Origin of the sequence: Dulcicalothrix desertica PCC 7102, assembly GCF_003991905.1 — a bacterium.
GTDB classification, from domain to species: domain Bacteria; phylum Cyanobacteriota; class Cyanobacteriia; order Cyanobacteriales; family Nostocaceae; genus Dulcicalothrix; species Dulcicalothrix desertica.
This window is the reverse complement of record NZ_RSCL01000018.1, coordinates 110,061-127,545: the sequence shown is the minus strand read 5'-3', so window position 1 is coordinate 127,545 and position 17,485 is coordinate 110,061. Positions and strand designations below refer to the sequence as shown.

Annotated in this window: 20 protein-coding genes and 1 pseudogene; 9 read left to right on the top strand and 12 right to left on the bottom strand. The window is 37.7% G+C overall.

Annotated elements, in window-relative coordinates; all coding sequences use genetic code 11:
* Positions 1-264: 264 nt before the first annotated feature.
* From DSM106972_RS32825 to DSM106972_RS32810, 4 genes are all read right to left on the bottom strand, one after another.
* Positions 265-465 carry a hypothetical protein gene (locus DSM106972_RS32825; RefSeq protein ID WP_019488573.1) on the bottom strand — a complete coding sequence of 67 codons (201 nt, stop codon included), beginning with the start codon at positions 463-465 and terminating at the stop codon, positions 265-267.
* 145 nt (positions 466-610) lie between these two features.
* The gene (locus tag DSM106972_RS32820) at positions 611-1,174 is read right to left on the bottom strand and encodes a DUF948 domain-containing protein (RefSeq protein WP_127084628.1); all 564 of its coding nucleotides are present in this window, start codon (positions 1,172-1,174) and stop codon (positions 611-613) included.
* 14 nt (positions 1,175-1,188) lie between these two features.
* Positions 1,189-1,536: a YtxH domain-containing protein gene (locus DSM106972_RS32815; RefSeq protein ID WP_127084627.1), complete on the bottom strand. Its 348-nt coding sequence runs from the start codon at positions 1,534-1,536 to the stop codon at positions 1,189-1,191.
* Positions 1,537-1,634: 98 nt separating this feature from the next.
* Positions 1,635-1,931 (bottom strand): hypothetical protein, encoded by a 297-nt coding sequence (locus tag DSM106972_RS32810; protein ID WP_127084626.1) that lies wholly within the window; start codon positions 1,929-1,931, stop codon positions 1,635-1,637.
* A 651-nt stretch (positions 1,932-2,582) separates the two neighbouring features.
* On the opposite strand from DSM106972_RS32810, the gene DSM106972_RS32805 reads away from it, so the two are divergent.
* On the top strand, positions 2,583-3,641 hold the full coding sequence (locus DSM106972_RS32805) for a pentapeptide repeat-containing protein (protein WP_127084625.1): 1,059 nt from the start codon (positions 2,583-2,585) through the stop codon (positions 3,639-3,641).
* Between the two features lie 54 nt (positions 3,642-3,695).
* On the opposite strand, the gene pth is transcribed toward DSM106972_RS32805, so the two are convergent.
* From pth to psbH, 3 genes are all read right to left on the bottom strand, one after another.
* Positions 3,696-4,328, bottom strand: coding sequence for an aminoacyl-tRNA hydrolase (gene pth, locus DSM106972_RS32800; RefSeq protein ID WP_127084624.1), 633 nt, complete (start codon positions 4,326-4,328; stop codon positions 3,696-3,698).
* Between the two features lie 81 nt (positions 4,329-4,409).
* Complete coding sequence (locus tag DSM106972_RS32795; protein ID WP_127084623.1) at positions 4,410-4,658, bottom strand: TatA/E family twin arginine-targeting protein translocase; 249 nt, start codon at positions 4,656-4,658, stop codon at positions 4,410-4,412.
* 139 nt (positions 4,659-4,797) lie between these two features.
* Positions 4,798-5,001 (bottom strand): photosystem II reaction center phosphoprotein PsbH, encoded by a 204-nt coding sequence (gene psbH / locus DSM106972_RS32790; protein ID WP_127084622.1) that lies wholly within the window; start codon positions 4,999-5,001, stop codon positions 4,798-4,800.
* A gap of 350 nt (positions 5,002-5,351) precedes the next feature.
* Here psbH and psbN point away from each other — a divergent pair, with 350 nt between their 5' ends.
* A complete protein-coding gene (gene psbN, locus DSM106972_RS32785; RefSeq protein WP_073623058.1) occupies positions 5,352-5,510 on the top strand; it encodes a photosystem II reaction center protein PsbN in 159 nt (52 codons plus the stop codon).
* 25 nt (positions 5,511-5,535) lie between these two features.
* Here psbN and DSM106972_RS32780 read toward each other — a convergent pair whose 3' ends face one another.
* Complete coding sequence (locus DSM106972_RS32780; protein ID WP_127084621.1) at positions 5,536-6,216, bottom strand: hypothetical protein; 681 nt, start codon at positions 6,214-6,216, stop codon at positions 5,536-5,538.
* A 215-nt stretch (positions 6,217-6,431) separates the two neighbouring features.
* Between DSM106972_RS32780 and DSM106972_RS32775 the strand changes: the two genes are divergently transcribed.
* From DSM106972_RS32775 to DSM106972_RS32765, 3 genes are all read left to right on the top strand, one after another.
* Positions 6,432-8,297 carry an ABC transporter ATP-binding protein gene (locus DSM106972_RS32775; protein WP_127084620.1) on the top strand — a complete coding sequence of 622 codons (1,866 nt, stop codon included), beginning with the start codon at positions 6,432-6,434 and terminating at the stop codon, positions 8,295-8,297.
* Positions 8,298-8,561: 264 nt separating this feature from the next.
* Positions 8,562-8,855: a hypothetical protein gene (locus tag DSM106972_RS32770; protein WP_127084619.1), complete on the top strand. Its 294-nt coding sequence runs from the start codon at positions 8,562-8,564 to the stop codon at positions 8,853-8,855.
* Between the two features lie 219 nt (positions 8,856-9,074).
* Positions 9,075-9,479: a DUF5684 domain-containing protein gene (locus DSM106972_RS32765; RefSeq protein ID WP_127084618.1), complete on the top strand. Its 405-nt coding sequence runs from the start codon at positions 9,075-9,077 to the stop codon at positions 9,477-9,479.
* Between the two features lie 152 nt (positions 9,480-9,631).
* Here the strand turns inward: DSM106972_RS32765 and DSM106972_RS32760 are convergent, their stop codons facing one another.
* Complete coding sequence (locus tag DSM106972_RS32760) at positions 9,632-9,985, bottom strand: DUF5615 family PIN-like protein (RefSeq protein WP_127084617.1); 354 nt, start codon at positions 9,983-9,985, stop codon at positions 9,632-9,634.
* Positions 9,982-10,218, bottom strand: a complete 237-nt coding sequence (locus tag DSM106972_RS32755) for a DUF433 domain-containing protein (RefSeq protein WP_127084616.1) — start codon at positions 10,216-10,218, stop codon at positions 9,982-9,984. Before DSM106972_RS32755 ends, DSM106972_RS32760 begins: the two co-directional genes overlap by 4 nt.
* 243 nt (positions 10,219-10,461) lie before the next feature.
* Between DSM106972_RS32755 and DSM106972_RS32750 the strand changes: the two genes are divergently transcribed.
* From DSM106972_RS32750 to DSM106972_RS55930, 3 genes and pseudogenes are all read left to right on the top strand, one after another.
* Positions 10,462-11,046 carry a HEAT repeat domain-containing protein gene (locus DSM106972_RS32750; protein WP_127084615.1) on the top strand — a complete coding sequence of 195 codons (585 nt, stop codon included), beginning with the start codon at positions 10,462-10,464 and terminating at the stop codon, positions 11,044-11,046.
* A 263-nt stretch (positions 11,047-11,309) separates the two neighbouring features.
* Positions 11,310-13,232, top strand: a complete 1,923-nt coding sequence (locus DSM106972_RS32745; RefSeq protein WP_459178366.1) for a sensor histidine kinase — start codon at positions 11,310-11,312, stop codon at positions 13,230-13,232.
* Positions 13,184-13,792 (top strand): annotated as a pseudogene (locus tag DSM106972_RS55930) (ATP-binding response regulator); the annotation flags it as partial. The gene DSM106972_RS32745 and the pseudogene DSM106972_RS55930, both read left to right, overlap by 49 nt.
* Before the next feature lie 42 nt (positions 13,793-13,834).
* Here DSM106972_RS55930 and DSM106972_RS32740 read toward each other — a convergent pair.
* Positions 13,835-14,896 carry a DUF3616 domain-containing protein gene (locus DSM106972_RS32740; RefSeq protein ID WP_127084614.1) on the bottom strand — a complete coding sequence of 354 codons (1,062 nt, stop codon included), beginning with the start codon at positions 14,894-14,896 and terminating at the stop codon, positions 13,835-13,837.
* A 304-nt stretch (positions 14,897-15,200) separates the two neighbouring features.
* Here DSM106972_RS32740 and DSM106972_RS32735 point away from each other — a divergent pair, with 304 nt between their 5' ends.
* The gene (locus DSM106972_RS32735) at positions 15,201-16,217 is read left to right on the top strand and encodes a CHAD domain-containing protein (protein ID WP_127084613.1); all 1,017 of its coding nucleotides are present in this window, start codon (positions 15,201-15,203) and stop codon (positions 16,215-16,217) included.
* A gap of 351 nt (positions 16,218-16,568) precedes the next feature.
* Here DSM106972_RS32735 and DSM106972_RS32730 read toward each other — a convergent pair whose 3' ends face one another.
* Complete coding sequence (locus DSM106972_RS32730) at positions 16,569-17,372, bottom strand: tetratricopeptide repeat protein (protein WP_127084612.1); 804 nt, start codon at positions 17,370-17,372, stop codon at positions 16,569-16,571.
* Between the last annotated feature and the right edge of the window lie 113 nt (positions 17,373-17,485).

Below are 17,485 nucleotides of genomic sequence, written 5' to 3'. Positions count from 1 at the left end.
TTTTGAGCCTGTAGGCGCCTTTTTCTTGGATATAATTGGAATCAAAATGCTTGAAACCGTTACATGGTAAAGGTTATAGCTCTATTCAGCAAGCTCTAATTACAGATACTTTTATTAATAGTCCATTTAAAATGGACTTAAACTATTAGTTTATGGTTTTCAACCATAGACGAGTATGAACTAATGACAACTTTTATTTTGTAATATAGCTTTATGGTGCCTTGAATAATTTAATACACAGGCAGGATGCCTGTGCTACATGAGTTAATCATCGAATAAGGTCATTAATGCGTTGAAGTTACGGTTTTTATCTAATTCGTCTAATTGCTGCTGTAGAGTCTCAGCAACAAGATGCATGTTAGAGTGACGCGCTATTTCAAGTTGTGTTGTTTTGATTTGAATTTGGCGCCGCAAGCTTTCGTCTGTCTCCACTGAGTTTACATCTACACAATCTTGAGTAATCATGAAAAATCCTACATTGAATAATTTATACTCTGGTTGATTTAACTGATTATTTTCTCACTAAAAGTAGAAATTTTGGCAACGGTAACGCTCCTGTAACGGATGATTCGCAATTATATCCGTTACATTTGTTACATCCGTTGCCAGATCAATCTTCTGTGTCAGCGGGTTTTACGGTTTTTGGATATATGTCATTATTTATTTTTTTCTTGTCGTAGCCATTTACCCAACCTACTGATTCTTCGTATATATCGTCACCTGGGTAAATTTCCTCTTTCTGGCGCCGATTTTCTTGTTGATACTCCCAGTCGCGCAATGGTTGTCGCTCTGGAGTTCTACGCGAAGCTTTTGGACGTGTGAAGGTTTTCCAAGCTGTTTTGATGCCAGTCAAAAGACTACGAGTGCCTACTTGTACATTTTGCGCTTGTTTTCGGGCGCCTTCAAGACTTTGGTCAACTTGCTTGACGACTTGACCGGCACTTTTAACTCCTTCGCTAACGTCGTCGGTTAAGTCGGTAATTTCTAAACCTGTGGTGCGAATAGCATCGAGAGTAGGGGGTAGTTCTCGCGACAGTGTATCAAATAATTTTTCCGCACTACGAGCTGCACGTGCTAATTCCTGCAATGCTGGAATAGCAGCAACTAATACGGCAGCTAAACTAGCAGCGACTAAAAGAAGAGATAAACCTAGCCAAAACAAAGGTTCTGTCACAATAATATAATTATCTAGTTATCTAACTGCTGGTTCATTGTATCTGAGTCAAAATCTTGATCTCTCTGTCTAATGGCATTGGCTTCTCTAAAACTGGCATCAATACCTGCTGCTAAAGCTTCTTTCAGCCGTACTAATGTATCATCCCAGTTTCGCAAAGCGCTACTCGATATGCGATCAGCTTGAATTTGAACGCTGGTGGATAAGTCTTCTGCTAATTCTGGTAAAGCATCAGCAGATTTTTTCAATAGTTGACGAGTTTGTTTACCAGTACGTGGCGCCACGAGTAAACCAGTTAAGGCACCAATTGTAGCTCCTAGCATTAAACCACCAAAAAACTTTCCAGAACCTTTATTAGACATTTTATGCTTCCTCTCCCCTTTTAACCATTCTATGCGCCAAAGAACCTCATCTGGCATTAAAAACAAATAATCATCAAAAAATTTAACTAAAAGTTAAATTATTGACCACGACGGCGCCAAAGTCTTGAGACTATAAGCAGTATACTCAATGCCTGAGTAGATTTTTGAAACTGTGATTCTAAACCTTGGTTCCGTTGACGTAAATTTTTAATGACTTTCTGTCGAGCGTAGAGAAAGTTAGGAAGAGTCGAAAGAACTGCGTGAGAATTACGTGAAGCTGTATTGAAAGCATTCTTCAAATTCATAAACGACCGCTTTAACAACCAAACTCTCCAAGCTACATACAGCAATATTACGGAAATCAGAATATTTATGGTTACTACAATTGTAATCATTTCAATAAAAACCTATATAGTTACATTTTACAATACTGATTAAAGCAAGCTTTACAATTCCTTAAACGAAGTTATACATAAATATGCCTAGAAGTTTTATAAAGAAATCATGAACCATTAATGAGAAATAATGGTTTGCACGTAAATATTTACGATTTGAGCTTCATTAGCACTTTCTCAAAATCTACGTACTTGTATTATTTGTAACACAAATTTTTTTTTGACGAAAGTATAAAGATTGTAAAATTGTATTTTTTTAATGAAGCTTAAGTATAAAAGCTTGCATAGTCTAAACCGAGATGTAAGTATTAGGGCGTTTGATATTTTAATTAAGTGGAAAAAAGAAAAAGGTTAAAAGTCCGAGCGTAATTTTCGTCTCAGTCAAGGCAAATAACGTATATTTTAAAACTTTAATAAAAAAATATACATAGGCTATTTTGTTAAAGTTTAACTTCTGCTATAGAGCATGAAATTACAGTTTTCCCTCAGCGTATAGGCGAGCTTCTTTTGCGGAAGTTCGCTTTTTTCTTGATTTTCTGTATCTTTCCAATCACTAGTATCTCCAAAATGAATATGAAATGTATAGTGCTTGCAAGACTTTATCTGGAATATACCAGACAATCTCAAGGTATGTAATTTTTTTATGTTGTTATGGCTGCACAGGACTTCTCCGGTCAAAATGTTCTCGGTCAACTATTTCGCGGTCAAAACCTTCGGAACGCTGACTTTAGCAACGCTGTGATTCGGATGGCTGACTTTCGCAGCGCTGTATTAAAAGATGCTAATTTTCAAGGAGCGACACTAGAACAAGCAGACCTTCAGTTTGCTGACCTGCAAATGGCAAACTTAGAACAAGCAAAACTCCAGTTTGCTAATTTTCAGCAAGCGAATCTCCAAGAGGCAGTACTTCGGGAAGCTTTGCTTCAAAGTGCAGACCTGCAAAAAGCAGACCTACAAAAAGCAGACCTCTACAGAGCAAAGCTTTCGTTTTCTAACATGAGTTACGCAACACTTCAAGAAGCATCACTTCAACGTGCGGACTTACAGCAAGTAAATCTTCAAGAGGCAAAATTACAGCGTGCGGACTTAAGTCAAGCCAATCTTCAAAAAGCCAAGCTTATTGAAGCAAATCTTCAGCAAGCTAATTTACAACAAGCGAGTCTTCAAGAAGCATTGTTCTACAAAGCCAACTTGCAGCAAGCTAATTTACAGCAAGCTAATTTACAGCAAGCTAATTTCGAGAAAGCTAACTTACAGCAGGTGAATCTTTTACAAGCAGACCTGCAAAGTAGCAAACTTGTAGAAGCTAACCTACAAATGGCGAACTTACAGCAAGCGACATTAGTAAGTGCTGATTTAAGAGGAGCAGATTTACAGAGTGCTGACCTTTATCAAACCAAATTACAATTTGCGAATTTGAAGGGAGCCAATTTACAAAATGCAAATCTCCAACGTGCAAATTTTCAAAGTGCCAATTTACAGAATGCTGACCTCCAAGGCGCCAATCTTGTTGGAACAAAACTTCAGTTTGCAAACCTCAGTGGCGCCAATTTAAGTGGTGCAGACCTTTCGGGTGCAGACCTCCAAGGAACTGATATGCGAGATGCCAAATATATGACCCCAATTCAAGTGCGAGCAGCAAAGAATTGGAATAAAGCTATGTATAGTAAAGAGTTTCGCGCGTTGATAGATAGCGGAGCTTGGGAATAAATATATTCTGGGTGGGTTCTCTTGTGGAGCGGGCATCCTTGCCCGCCCCTACATTCAATCAGGTTTATCCAAAGAAGGCGCCGCAAAAGTTTTACTATTACATCGGTTCATTGCTTTCTCCACACCTTGTTTTACAGAAAGTTCTACAATTTCAACAACAAAATCAAGAACATCTGTCATTAACTGGTTTTCAGAAGCGTTAAACTTACCTAAAACATGAGAAATCGTTTTAGTATCCTCAACTTGTTCATTTTTTGGTCTACCAATACCAATACGCAAGCGAGGAAAATTATCTGTACCCAAATGCGCGATAGCACTTTTCATGCCATTATGCCCACCAGCAGACCCTGATAACCGTAATCGAGTTTTGCCCAATGGCAAATCCATATCATCATAAATAATCAGTACAGATTCTGGACTCAGTTTATACCAGTTCAAAACAGCTTGGATAGACTGACCTGAACGATTCATGTACGTAAGCGGCTTTAGTAAACGAATTTTATCGCCACCAATTGAGCCTTCACCGTATTCTCCCTGAAATTTTTTATTTTCTGATACAGATATTTTGAGAGTTCGCGTCAGCGCATCAATCGCAGCAAAGCCTATATTATGCCGCGTCTGTTCATACTTTGGTTCTGGATTACCCAAACCAACAATTAATTGAGGAATTACTATAGTTTTGTCCATAAAAAGTCAAAATAATCGAAGAATCAAATAAGGGGAAGTTATATTACCTGTACTACATTGTAAATTCTTCCCCAGAATAATTTAAACTTCTTCTTTCTGTGTTGCTTCAAGTTGCTTGGGTTCAATTTCCGCTTTAGTCTGTACAGCTTCTTGTAGCTGTGATGCTTCCTTTTGGAACTCGTCTTGGAAATCACGTGACGCATCTTGAAAACCACGAATAGCTTTACCCATGCTGCGTCCAATTTCAGGCAACTTCTTAGGACCAAACACTAAAAGCGCTACTACCATAATTACAGCCATTTCCGGCAAACCAATACCAAAAAAATTCATATTCCTTCTCCCGTCTACCTGAGCATTATATATATAGGATAATTTGACTTAAACGTAGGCGCCTTGCAAGCAAAGTTACGATAGCATAAAAAAACCCGGCAAATACCGGGCTTCAATTAATTAAAGTAATACAAAAGAATTACTTGCCGACAGTACGCCAATCAACCATCACATCTTGAATAACGATGGATCTGTTGTAAAGTTGCAGGATAATCAGCAAGAAAACGAAAAAGAGTCCCATAAAAACAGCCATAAGGGGAGTGGTTCCCCAACCAGGAGCAACTTTACCGTATTCAGAATTTAAAGGTCTGAGGATATCTCCTAATCGTGTCCGTTGTGCCATAATTCACCGTTAATATTATTTGCTAAACCCAATATTTATCTTTTTTTGAGACTCCTACGGAAAACCCCGCAGAATAATCTGGGTTAAACTCGCCTTTTCAGACTTAGTTTTATTGTTCCATAAAATACAAACAAATATTACATTGCTTCTACTTTAAGTTTTGGAGGAACTTCAAATGCTTAGTATGCCACAAATCGCAAATACTTTAACCAAAATAATTAGGTTATGTTTTGACGGTAGAAAAACCATACTAAGCATTTTTTTGCAAGATAAGTCCAAAGCGGGTATGCTTTTAGCTTATCTTTTTGTAATATTTTATAATAATGGCACTCATAATTCACCCCAAATATATGGATTTTGCAACATCTCTTAGCAATTTAGAACCGGCAACGGTAATGATAATAGCGGTCAGCGCTATAGTCGTTGTCATTACCGGAGCCTCAATTTACACTTCTTTCGGTCCTCCATCGAAGCAGCTCGCTGACCCATTCGACGACCACGAAGATTAGTGTAAAAAGTTTTGGCAGGGAAAAGTTAAAGGAAGTTATTTTCCTTCTGTCTTTTTCCCCTTTTTAATAAAACAGCGCCTACCAAGCCGGCGGAAACTAAAGTGTAAGTAGGCGTATATTCTGGAACTTGCCGTGTGGGTGTCTGTATGTCAAATTTGAGTATAGCCACACCTGGCACACCTTCAGGAGGAATATTAGATGGGTCAAATGCGTCTTGCTGAGTAAAAGTGATTTTACCAGTAGCATTTTCAAATACACCAGTTCCACCGAAGATGGTAATAGTACCACCACCTTGAATATTGCCTGTGGCGAAATTAACTTCAGCCCTATCGTCAGCTTTGCCAAACAATTGATTGGCACCACCAGAGTATGTATCAAAGAAAGCTGGAAGAGTACTTGGTAGGCCGATTGCAGTAGGTTCGGAGTTAAAAGTATACCTAGCTATGGGACTAACTACGGGAAATTCGTCTGGATTGTCAAGCCGACCATAAGTCTCGCTAAGGAAAGAATTTAACCCAAAGGCACCATCCGAACTTGTACCTCTAATAGTTGCTCTAACAAATCCTGGTTGAAAAGGAACAATTTGAGTTAAGGTGTTATATTGAATCTCAAAATTTTTAGTTGTTTGTGCTTGCGCGCGTAAATTGGTGCCAAAAACCGCTATAGCGACTGTAGGAATTAGCCATGCAATACTTTTTCTTACCATAGCTTTTCTCAGTAAATTCCGTGTATTTATAAAAAACAGTATGTGTAATTTACATATTAGGGGGAAAATAATATGTCTTATATAAATTTAATGTAAGAGAATGTAAAGAAACCTAGAAATTTGGGCATTTTTGACCGATATTACTTTTTAAGTAATTTTAGGTAAAACTTTAAGGCGCCAGTATTTTTGTCAAGTAAAATTAATATAATGCTCATATGAGCATCACCAATACACTACCCAAATCTACTCAACGTCGCCGTAGTGAAACAGACTGGCGACTGTTTTTACGGTTGGCGCCATACGCGCGTCGGCATTACAAGTTATTAACAGTATCGATGTTATTGCTAGTGCCAATAGCAATAGGCAATGCAGCACAACCCTTATTAATAGGGCAAGCAATTTCATTAATTCGTAACGAACCGAGTACGTATGCGTTTTTTAAACGGGGTACGTTAATGGAAGGGTTACAAATCATCGAAGGTGCATTTTTAGTAACAGTACTTATTCAGTTGTTATTAAGAGGGTTTCAGGGATATCTGGTTCAGAAAGTTGGACAGAATATTACAGCAGAAATACGTCAAGACTTATTTCATCACGTCACATCTTTAGCTGTAAGGTACTTTGACCGTACACCTGTAGGGAAATTGATTACTCGGTTGACAAGCGATGTTGAAGCATTAGGAGATGTATTTTCAACAGGCGCCATAGGTATACTAGCAGATGTACTATCAATGCTAGTAATAGCTAGCTTTATGTTTACGGTTCAGTGGCAGCTAGCATTGATGTTAATTTTGACACTAATACCAATAGGAGCATTAATCATTTACTTTCAGCAGCAGTACCGGAAAGCCAATTATAAAGCAAGGGAAGAACTTTCGGTACTAAACTCGCAGCTACAAGAAAATATCACAGGTATAAATGTTGTCCAGCTATTTAGACGTGAGAAATTTAATGCGAAACTATATAGACAGTCAAATAATAGTTATGTAAAAGAAGTAGACCGAACAATATTTTTTGATTCATCAGTATCAGCGACGCTCGAATGGATTTCATTGATAGCTATTTCTGGTGTACTATGGCTAGGAGGATGGTTACTACTCAAACAGCAGTTAACGTTTGCTATTCTCTCGACGTTTATTTTGTACGCACAAAGACTATTTGACCCATTGCAGCAATTTGCCGAAAAGTTTACAGTTATTCAGGCAGGGTTTACAGCAATAGAGCGAGTCAGTGATATTTTAGACGAACCAATAGAAATACGTGATCAAGCGTCACGGCACTTATCAGGGTTTGAATTTGGCTATATTGACGAAATTGTTAATAATCTGGATGAACATGAGGTTACAGCCAAGCGTGGAGAAATAAGATTTGAGCATGTATGGTTTGCATACAAAGATAATGATTATGTAATTAAAGACCTGGACTTTGTGATTCAGCCAGGTGAAAAAATAGCATTAGTTGGACCCACAGGCGCCGGGAAAAGTACGATAATAAGATTATTGTGTCGTCTTTACGAACCAACACAAGGGCAAATATTAATAGATGGTATCGACATCCGTGACGTACCGCAAGCCGAACTGCGGCGATACATGGCAGTAATATTGCAAGACGGGTTTATATTTGCAGGAGACGTAAAAGGAAATATATCTTTGGGAGATGGGTACACAATAGAAGAAGTGCAACGAGCAGCAGAAAAAACCAACGTCGCAGAATTTATCGAACAACTACCGCAAAATTATCATACACAACTACGAGAAAGAGGAACAAACCTTTCAAGTGGACAGAAACAACTTTTAGCATTTGCACGTGCTGCTATACGTGACCCCCAAGTTTTAGTATTAGACGAAGCTACAGCAAGTTTAGATGTAGGTACAGAAGCATTAGTTCAGAAAGCGTTAGACGAACTACTAATTGACCGTACTGCCATAATTATCGCCCACCGTTTATCTACCATACGTAATGTAGATAGGATATTTGTATTAAAACGAGGTGAGCTTATAGAGCAAGGAAGTCATGAACAACTAATAGAGCAAGGAGGGTTATATGCGACTCTGCACAACTTACAAATGTTGGGGAGCTAACTGGCAACGGATATAACGGATGTAACGGATGAGTTATGAGTGTGGGGTGGGCATCCTTGCCTGCCCATATTATTGTCATGCTGAGGTACGAAGGGCGCAGTTTTCCCGCAGGGTAGCATCTTATGTCATGAGTCGTGAAAGTTAACACAGTTTTCCCGCTTTCGCACGCATCTTATGTCATGCTGAGGTACGAAGCATCTAAATATGTTTATATAAGGTTGGCGGCGCCTGGTATTAGTAAAAATTTCTCGTATTAAGGCTACCGTGTACACACATCTTTATGAAGTAGCTGAAAGCGATAAAATGAAAAAGATGCTACAGCAAGCTAGTGTTTCTCATGTAAAATATCAAACTCTAGGATTAAAGGACATAAAGAAAAATCCCCAACTTTTAGAACAAGCTAGTCTAATTTGCGTTTCTAAAAAAGTTAAAGATTATGTATATCAGCATACCCCTCAACCGGATAAGATAATGATTTTTAATTTTAACATTGATGAAACTAATATGTCAGTTTTAAAAGCACGTTTATCTACGATTCAACTGATTGCAGCTACTTAATGTATCTAAATAAAATGTAACAAATATAAAGCTGCAAGCATCTTCTATATTCCTTATCAATAAAACACCAATCCAAATTTTGCTTTAGCAGTATTAATACTGAGGTTGTCGCAAAAAATATGTCATATATTCAACAGTATCTAAACTTATTAGATAAAACAAGTGTATTGTAATACACGTAAAAAATAATGACATCTCTTTATTGAAGGATAAATAAGAATGCTACTACAGATATTTGATGCGAGTTCAATTAGCTTGTTAGCTCAAAGCAGTTCAGGCAGCGAGAGTACAGCAGGCAGTTTCATAGGATTTATTATTGGTATAGCTGGGTATGTATTCGGTAGTTACTGTTTCTATAATATATACCAGAAATTGGGAGAGCCGAATGCTTGGTTTGCCTGGGTACCAATCTTAAATAATTGGATAATGTACAAAGCAGGAGACCAGTCCCCCTGGTGGATTATTGGTCTTTTTATTCCAATTGTAAATTTTGTCGCTCTCATATTCTTAATTATTGCATTTGTCAATATTCTTAAGAAGCTAGGAAAAAATCCTTGGATGCTTTTGTTGATGCTTATACCTATTGTCAACTTTGTCATCCTCTACAATTTTGCTTTTGGTTAATTTTTTTAAAAGTGATGCACAAAGGGCACAAAGGAAGAAGATTGATTTAGGGTTATTAATCAAAGGTAGGGTGCGTCACTGCATTAGCAATCGCTTACTAAGCACGAAAATAAAGTACAGTGACGCACCATCCAATAACCATCAATCTTTAATTACAAGTGAACAATAATTGAATCGCTACTCATTTCAATATAGGAGTGACTGTTAAATAATTCCACTAAGGATTGTAAGTTAGCTGCAAATAATGCTTGTAATTCTAAGTTATTAATATTTCCTGTTGTCACAAGTAGTAATTTAAATGGTTCTTTAATTGTTAAAAAAGAATTTAAAAAATCAGAATCCTTTGTAATTACTATACGTTCATGCCGTATTGATACCGCATTGATTTCTATATCTGATGTAGCATTTTTATTAGGTAAATCTTTTGTGTGGATTGTATCATAACCTGTAGATTCAAGGAATCGAGCGAGTTGAACAGGCAATTGAGCATCAACCAGAAATTTCATGAGGCAATTTTATGTATACTTTTAACTTGGCTAAGGCGTACAGCAAATTGCAGAGCAGCAAAAATATCTTCCCGCTCTAAATCGTCATAATCTGCTAAAATTTCATCAGCTGTCATGCCAGCGCTAAGTAATTCAAGTATTAATTCTACAGGATAACGAAGTCCCCTGATACAAGGTTTGCCGTGGCAAATGTCAGGATTATAGGTAATGCGTTGTAAAAGGTTACTGCTCATACTGTTCTTTTTTGTAAGCCATACACGTATATAGTCTAAATGATTTAGTAGGAAATTTTCCCAGACTTACAACAGGAAACTGCATTATTGCAAAATTTAATCATAATTGATTTTATCATGCATCATTTTAGTGTATAATTTGATTAATTTGGATTAGTGCCAATAAATTAATACTAGTAGAAGCATAGCTTTAAATGCGTGGGTGCCCAAAACCAAGTTGATAAACCAAGTGTTCAAATTTATATGGATGAGCTACAAATAGCATTAACAGATTTACAAAACCCCAATACAGAGATTAAAGAGTTAGCTCTGGACAAAATAGGAACTCTTAAACCAGATAATGCTTTTGATATAATATTACCTTTCCTTAATGATGTAGACCCAGAAGTCCGTGGTACAGCAGCTTGTAACTTAGGATATATCAACGATAGTAAAAGTATACCATATTTAATTAAATTAGCAGAAACAGATTCTGAAGAAAAAGTGCGCTCAGGAGCGTTATCTGCTTTAGGAAACTATAAAAGTGATGAAGTTTTAAGATGTTTATTAAATGAAGTATATCGAGAAAAGAAATCACGTGGACCTAGACAAATTGTTGCAAAACAGCTTCAAAACTACAATAATAGTAAATCATTAGATACATTAACTTTTTTATTGCTGGAAGACGAAGATGTATATGTACGTATTTTTGCAGCAGACTCTCTTTTTGTACTGAATCGTTCTGGATTACAATCAGTTTGGAAACAAGCTTTAGAAGATAACTGTACTTATGTTACAGAAGTTGCGGAGAAAGCTATTAACAATTTGCAAGAAATTTTTAAAAATTAAATTAACTATCTTGTGGGGTGGGCATCCTTGCCCTTGTATCAAGGCTGCTTGCCCGCCTCTATATCAAGTACTTTATATTGGAACGGGCGAGGACGCCCATTCCACAAAAAGACCATTCCACAAGAAGCCCATTCCACAAGAAGTGAGTGGAGACTTTTTGATTTGGAAGTGTCACATATCCAACGATAGATGTGGGTTGGAAGGATTTGAATTATATAATTTTATGTTATACATATAATTGACTTTATCAGTAAAGAGTTGAAATGTCCGCACCGAGTGATTCTGAAAGCTTATTTGCTGGCAATGGTGAGATGTGTCAACTCATGCGCGCGTATGATTGGTCACAAACACCGTTAGGCGCCGTTGAGAGTTGGCCGCAAAGTCTTAAAACCTCGGTACGGATAGTGTTGACTTCGCGTCAACCAATGTTTATTTGGTGGGGTGATGAACTTATCAATCTTTATAATGATGCCTACAAAAGCATTGTAGGTGGAAAACACCTAGAAGCACTCGGACAACCTGCCTCGCATGTGTGGCGCGAAATTTGGGAACAAATTGCTCCAAGAGCAGCATCAGCGATGCTTAATAATGAGGGGACTTATGATGAATCGTTGCTGCTGATTATGGAGCGCAACGGTTATCCAGAGGAAACTTATTATACATTTTCTTATAGTCCTGTTCCTAATGACCAAGGTGGCACGGGTGGTATTTTTTGTGCTAACACAGACAATACGCAGAGCATGATTGGTGAGCGTCAGTTAGCATTATTGCGTTCGTTAGCGGCTAGTACAGCAAATGCGCGCACGTTCGATACAGCCTGTACGCTGAGTATAAAATCTTTAGATAGCAATCCTTATGATATTCCCTTCGCGCTAATTTATCTTATTGACGCAGATACCAGGCGCCTGATTTTAGCTGGAACTACTAGTAATATTAATGCACATCCAATAGCTTTACAGACAATAGATATCGATGAAAACTCTATATGGTCGTTTGCTGAAGTAATCGAATCGCAGCAAATCAGTTTAATCTCTAATTTAGAAGCACATTATAATAATTTACCGCACGGCGCCTGGAATAAAGAACCATCACAAGCCGTTGTTGTACCAATATTACCATCTGGAAAAACAGGTAAAGCCGGAATATTAATTGCTGGCTTAAATCCATTTAGACTCTTAGATAGTAATTATAAAAGATTTTTCGAGCTTGTTTCAAATACTATTGCTGCCAGTATTGCTAGCGCACAAGCATATGAAGAAGAACGTAAGCGTGCAGAAGCGTTAGCAGAAATTGACCGTGCTAAAACCGTTTTCTTTAGCAACGTTAGTCATGAATTTAGAACTCCACTCACTTTAATGTTGAGTCCTGTGGAAGATGCATTAACAGATACTGATGTACCTTTACCACCACGACAACAAGAACGAATTGAAGTGGTGCAGCGTAATAGTTTACGCTTGTTGAAATTAGTAAACACTTTACTTGATTTTTCTCGTATAGAAGCAGGACGTATTCAGGTAGTATACGAACCAACCGACCTGGCAACCTTCACCGCAGATTTAGCAAGCATGTTTCGGTCTACGGTTGAACGGGTTGGTATGCGTTTAATTATAGATTGTCAAAAATTAACAGAACCCGTGTATGTAGACCGGGAAATGTGGGAAAAAATTGTCCTTAACCTGCTTTCCAATGCCTTTAAATTCACTTTTGAAGGAGAAATAGCTGTTGTATTACGTCAATTAAATGACCACATTGAGTTAGAAGTACGAGATACAGGAACAGGTATACAAAAATCGGAGTTAACACATATATTTGAACGGTTTCATCGAGTCAGTGCCGCCAGAGGTCGTTCGTTTGAAGGTTCAGGAATTGGTCTATCATTAGTTAATGAGTTAGTACTTTTACATGGTGGAACAATTAATGTAACTAGCGTTGTTGACCAAGGCACAAGTTTTACTATATCAATTCCACTCGGATGTAAACATTTGGCACCAGAACATATAGGTACCAAACGCGCGTTTAGTTCCACTGCAACAAAAGCAACAGCATACATAGAAGAAGCATCAAGTTGGATACCTCAAAGAGTAGAAAGTACTGAGTATAAAGTGCTGAGTACTGAATTAAATATTGAAAACAACACTACTTTCGGCAAGCAGATAGTTCAACAACACGCATGTTTGGGGGATTAGGATTAGGACTTGCTATTGTGCGTCACCTTGTGGAATTACACGGTGGTACGGTTTGTGCAGATAGTCCAGGTGAAGGAATGGGTGCAACTTTTGCGATTAAATTACCGTTAGTAAAAACAGAGTCAACTGAAGAAGTAGTATCAAAAACATCCGAGTCATCGCTCAATTTAAACGGTATTAAAATTTTAGTAGTCGATGATGAAACCGATTCACGAGAACTAGTAAAATTTATAGTAGAACAAGCAGGTGCCGAAGTCATTGCAGCAGATGGAGCAAAACAAGCATTAGCAACATTAACGCAGTGGTTGCCAAATATACTAATTAGTGATATTGGAATGCCAGAAATGAATGGTTATATGTTACTACAACAAGTCAGAACATTGGCGCCGCAACAAGGAGGACAAATACCAGCAATAGCTTTAACAGCATACGCAGGAGATTATAATAAACAGCAAGCTTCTTTAGCAGGATTCCAAGGACATATCGCCAAACCAATCGAACCCATAAATCTACTAAAAGCTATTAAAGACTTAATTATAACTCCTGTACGGGCGGGTTAACCGATATCCTAGTTATAATTAAAAATATCCTAAACCCGCCCCTCATAATTCAAACACATCTGCTAACATACCTGCATCTCCAACAACTCTCTTCGTTTTCGATGGTGAGTCATATACGACTAATAATGAAGGCTTTCCTAGTACTTGTTGAAATAATGTCATTCCTTCCGCATGGTCATCTCGCTTTCCATAAGGAATATCAAGTACAACTTCAGGACGGTGTAAAACATTTTGTTGTAAATTAAAACCATCGCACAATCTATAAACTTGTACTGGCCCATCTAAATCCATTGTCGGCCCAGCTAAAATTAATAAATCGCTGCCATCACGACATATATCACGAATTCCTAAACCGTTTAAATATAAAAAATGCTTCTTATAGAAACTATCTCCTACTTGTACTAATTTGAATACTTCTGTACTCAATACTTCTAATTCTAGTTCTAACATGACTGCCCAACCGCGTAAAACTGGCCCACGCAAACCAAGAAAAACTCGATTACGTTCAACTTCGATACCTTCAATATCAAAACCGTTGTCTTTGCCCGGAATTTGTGCTTTGATAAAGGCGCCGAGATGAGAGTCTTGAGTTAAAGCATCAATTAACACATTGCCTGTTGGTGTTAATTCTAATTTAGCTGCACTTAATTGTTGAGTTGAATCTTCAGGATGTGAGCATGAAGCAAATAACTCTCCATTTACGAGAGGTATACGTCCAAGGATGTAACGGTTTGGTTCTGTTTCGATAGTTGCTAATCTGTCTACATTTTTAATATCAGATTTGTCGGGTTTTGGTTTTTTGCGCTTGTAGCTATGAGAACCAACGAACCACAGATAATAATCACTATATGCTAGCCCTTCGATGTCAATTTCTTTATCAGATGCTGCTGGTAAATCGATAAAATCTGTAACTTGATACTGCTTGTGTTCACCAAAATTACTGGTATCAATTTTGCTTAAACGCTCAATAGTAGATGTTTCATCAGAACCTAGCCACAAATGTTTTCCGGCTTGTAGTAAAACTGCCGAAGTGTCTTCTCGGTGTTCTTTAAAACTCTCGTTAAAGCTCAGTAGAATTGTCTGGATTGATTGGTTCTTAAGCATCGCGCATGAATTTAAAATTATAAGAATAAAAAGCGTGTAATTTATTTTACTTTATTTTATAAACAATGAATATTAAGAGACATAAATTATATTTAAACAAATTTGTACCACTAATAAATATAGTAAAGTAAATATACGACTTAAGGTAGATTTAAAATATTCTGTAAATTAAATAGTATTATTTGTTATGGAATAAATTATTTGTATTAATAAGCACAAATAACTTATCCAAAGAGAATAGAAGGTTTTATTTGGGCTTATTTCATTTTAGAACTTCTACGAAAACCTAATCAGGCGTGATTTTATGACACTAGCAACTCAAACTGTTGTCAAAACCCTTGGAGACTATGCTTACCAGGCAATTCAAAAGCACTTCAAAAAAACCTTAAAGTGGGAAAAAACAGTCAAAAAGGATGAAGACCCAGAAGCGTTGCATCAAATGCGGGTAGGAATGCGGCGCCTACGCACTGTAGTTAGTCGGTTTGGATTCGTCGTGAATTTACCAAAAGCTGTTACAGACCGTAACATTGGTAAAATAGCACGCCGCCTGGGTAATCTAAGAGACTTAGATGTACTAAAAGAATCTGTAGTCAAGAATTTCCAGCCTCATTTACCACCTGAAGAACTCAAGCATTTAGAAAAAGCATTCAATGCTATCGACAAGCAACGTGAGCAAGCATTGACTGATGTAAAAGCAACACTTAAAGATGGACGCTACAAATCGCTCAAAACTTCACTTGACCATTGGCTCGAAGAACCAAGATACCAAGAATCGGCGCCGCTATCAATAGATTTAGTGTTACCCGACTTGCTTCTACCAGAGGTAAGTTACTTCTTTTTACATCCAGGTTGGCAATTTGGAACACCATTAGGAAGTAATAATGGTGTTTCCACGTCAACCTCTTTATTGAGAAGTTATCCGAAGGGAATGACGAGTACAGACGTAGAGCAAAGTTTGAATTCTAACCACGAGGTTTTGCATAGTCTACGCAAACAAGCTAAACGTCTACGTTATCAAATGGAATTATTCACCGAATTTTACGGTGAAACCTACGCAGAGCATCTTATCGAAGTTAAAAATATCCAAGATATATTAGGAGAAATTCATGATAGTGATGTCTTAGAAGACTGGTTAGTCGATGTGTTCGGTGAAAACTTTACAGAAAAACTCCCAACTTTCACAAGTTTGCTAGTTGACAAACGTCATCAATTATGGCAGCAATGGGCGCCTATCCAAAGACGGTATACGCAGTTAGACACACGAAACCAACTTCACCTAGCCATCTTAAACCCAATATTAAAGCAGCTGGAAGATAATTAACCTATTAACTGCAATGTATAAACTGTCATTTTGGGGGTAAGTAGATTCCCGACTTCTTAAAAAATTCGGGAATCTTAAAAGAAAGCTAAACAATAAGCAGTGTTAAGTTATTACCGCTTCCTATTTGCTCTTTTATTCCAAATTAAGCATAAACACTATTTTCCTAGCTAAGATAATTGTCTACGTTCTTATTAATAGGAGTAGCATTAAGAAATTTATGCAATGCTAGAGATAATAATCTTAAATTATGGTCAAAAATTTACGGGATAAACACTGAGCAATATAAAGGGCGGGCAAGGATGCCCACCCCACAAGATTCTCACAAGATTTTTGCTTGCTGGTAAATATGTACTATTGTAATTTTAGAAATTTTTCTAATGCGCTGACCATGCTGGGAGACCAACGACGGACGTTTTTAACCCAGTTTATATCTCTGTAACGGGGATCAAGACCGACTGCGGCAACCCAGTTACTTTCTGCTTCTCCTTGTTGACCTTTTTCCCATAGTGCTGCTGTAATTGAAGCACGCACGTCGGCGAATTTGGGATATTTACGAAGAATATTTTTCATTTGGTGGATTGCTTCGTCTTTTTGGCCTGATTCGTATAATGCTAGAGCATAGTTGGCACGGGCGAAAGCGAAGTTAGGTGCAATATCTGCTGATTTTTTGTAGTCAGCGATAGCTTCTTGCCATTTTCCTAAACCTGCTTCAGCATTACCTCGGTTGTTGTATCCCATTGCATCGTTGGGATCGATTTCTAGTAAATGATTATAGTCAGCGATGGCTTCTTCCCAACGTCCTAAGCCTTCTAATGCTGTACCACGATTTAAATATGGGTCTGTTACGTTCGGCGCCAGTTTAACTGCATTATTATAATCTACAAGAGCTTCTTGTAATTTATTTTGACTGACGCGCGAGTTTCCGCGATTACTCCAAACTGCTGCATTTGTGGGGTCTTGTTCGAGCATCTGCGTCCAGTAGTTTTCTGCGGTCGCGAAGTCTCCTTTGTCTGTTGCGGCAAAAGCTTTGTTTCCGAGTTCATCGCGCAGTTGTATTTGTTCGGGGGTTAGGTTTGCTTGGGATTGCGCTATAGCAGGTGTACTCCATCCGAATAATAAAAATATGCTTAAGATAACAGCGATTAACTTGACCATTTGTTTTAATTATCTTTCAACTTTAATTATTATGCAGTAGAGACGCGATTGTAGGTTGGGTGGAGGCTTTGCGTAACCCAACATCCGAGCTTGTAATAGGTGTTGGGTTCCGT

Excerpts from the sequence above, each read along its gene's own strand:
- DSM106972_RS32775 (WP_127084620.1), top strand. The coding sequence starts at position 6,432 with ATGAGCATCACCAATACACTACCCAAATCTACTCAACGTCGCCGTAGT.
- DSM106972_RS32755 (WP_127084616.1), bottom strand. The coding sequence starts at position 10,218 with ATGAGCAGTAACCTTTTACAACGCATTACCTATAATCCTGACATTTGC.
- DSM106972_RS32825 (WP_019488573.1), bottom strand. The coding sequence starts at position 465 with ATGATTACTCAAGATTGTGTAGATGTAAACTCAGTGGAGACAGACGAA.
- psbN (WP_073623058.1), top strand. The coding sequence starts at position 5,352 with ATGGATTTTGCAACATCTCTTAGCAATTTAGAACCGGCAACGGTAATG.
- DSM106972_RS32740 (WP_127084614.1), bottom strand. The coding sequence starts at position 14,896 with ATGCTTAAGAACCAATCAATCCAGACAATTCTACTGAGCTTTAACGAG.
- DSM106972_RS32765 (WP_127084618.1), top strand. The coding sequence starts at position 9,075 with ATGCTACTACAGATATTTGATGCGAGTTCAATTAGCTTGTTAGCTCAA.
- DSM106972_RS32810 (WP_127084626.1), bottom strand. The coding sequence starts at position 1,931 with ATGATTACAATTGTAGTAACCATAAATATTCTGATTTCCGTAATATTG.
- DSM106972_RS32805 (WP_127084625.1), top strand. The coding sequence starts at position 2,583 with ATGGCTGCACAGGACTTCTCCGGTCAAAATGTTCTCGGTCAACTATTT.
- DSM106972_RS32745 (WP_459178366.1), top strand. The coding sequence starts at position 11,310 with ATGTCCGCACCGAGTGATTCTGAAAGCTTATTTGCTGGCAATGGTGAG.
- DSM106972_RS32815 (WP_127084627.1), bottom strand. The coding sequence starts at position 1,536 with ATGTCTAATAAAGGTTCTGGAAAGTTTTTTGGTGGTTTAATGCTAGGA.
- DSM106972_RS32780 (WP_127084621.1), bottom strand. The coding sequence starts at position 6,216 with ATGGTAAGAAAAAGTATTGCATGGCTAATTCCTACAGTCGCTATAGCG.
- DSM106972_RS32730 (WP_127084612.1), bottom strand. The coding sequence starts at position 17,372 with ATGGTCAAGTTAATCGCTGTTATCTTAAGCATATTTTTATTATTCGGA.
- psbH (WP_127084622.1), bottom strand. The coding sequence starts at position 5,001 with ATGGCACAACGGACACGATTAGGAGATATCCTCAGACCTTTAAATTCT.
- DSM106972_RS32760 (WP_127084617.1), bottom strand. The coding sequence starts at position 9,985 with ATGAAATTTCTGGTTGATGCTCAATTGCCTGTTCAACTCGCTCGATTC.
- DSM106972_RS32795 (WP_127084623.1), bottom strand. The coding sequence starts at position 4,658 with ATGAATTTTTTTGGTATTGGTTTGCCGGAAATGGCTGTAATTATGGTA.
- pth (WP_127084624.1), bottom strand. The coding sequence starts at position 4,328 with ATGGACAAAACTATAGTAATTCCTCAATTAATTGTTGGTTTGGGTAAT.
- DSM106972_RS32750 (WP_127084615.1), top strand. The coding sequence starts at position 10,462 with ATGGATGAGCTACAAATAGCATTAACAGATTTACAAAACCCCAATACA.
- DSM106972_RS32735 (WP_127084613.1), top strand. The coding sequence starts at position 15,201 with ATGACACTAGCAACTCAAACTGTTGTCAAAACCCTTGGAGACTATGCT.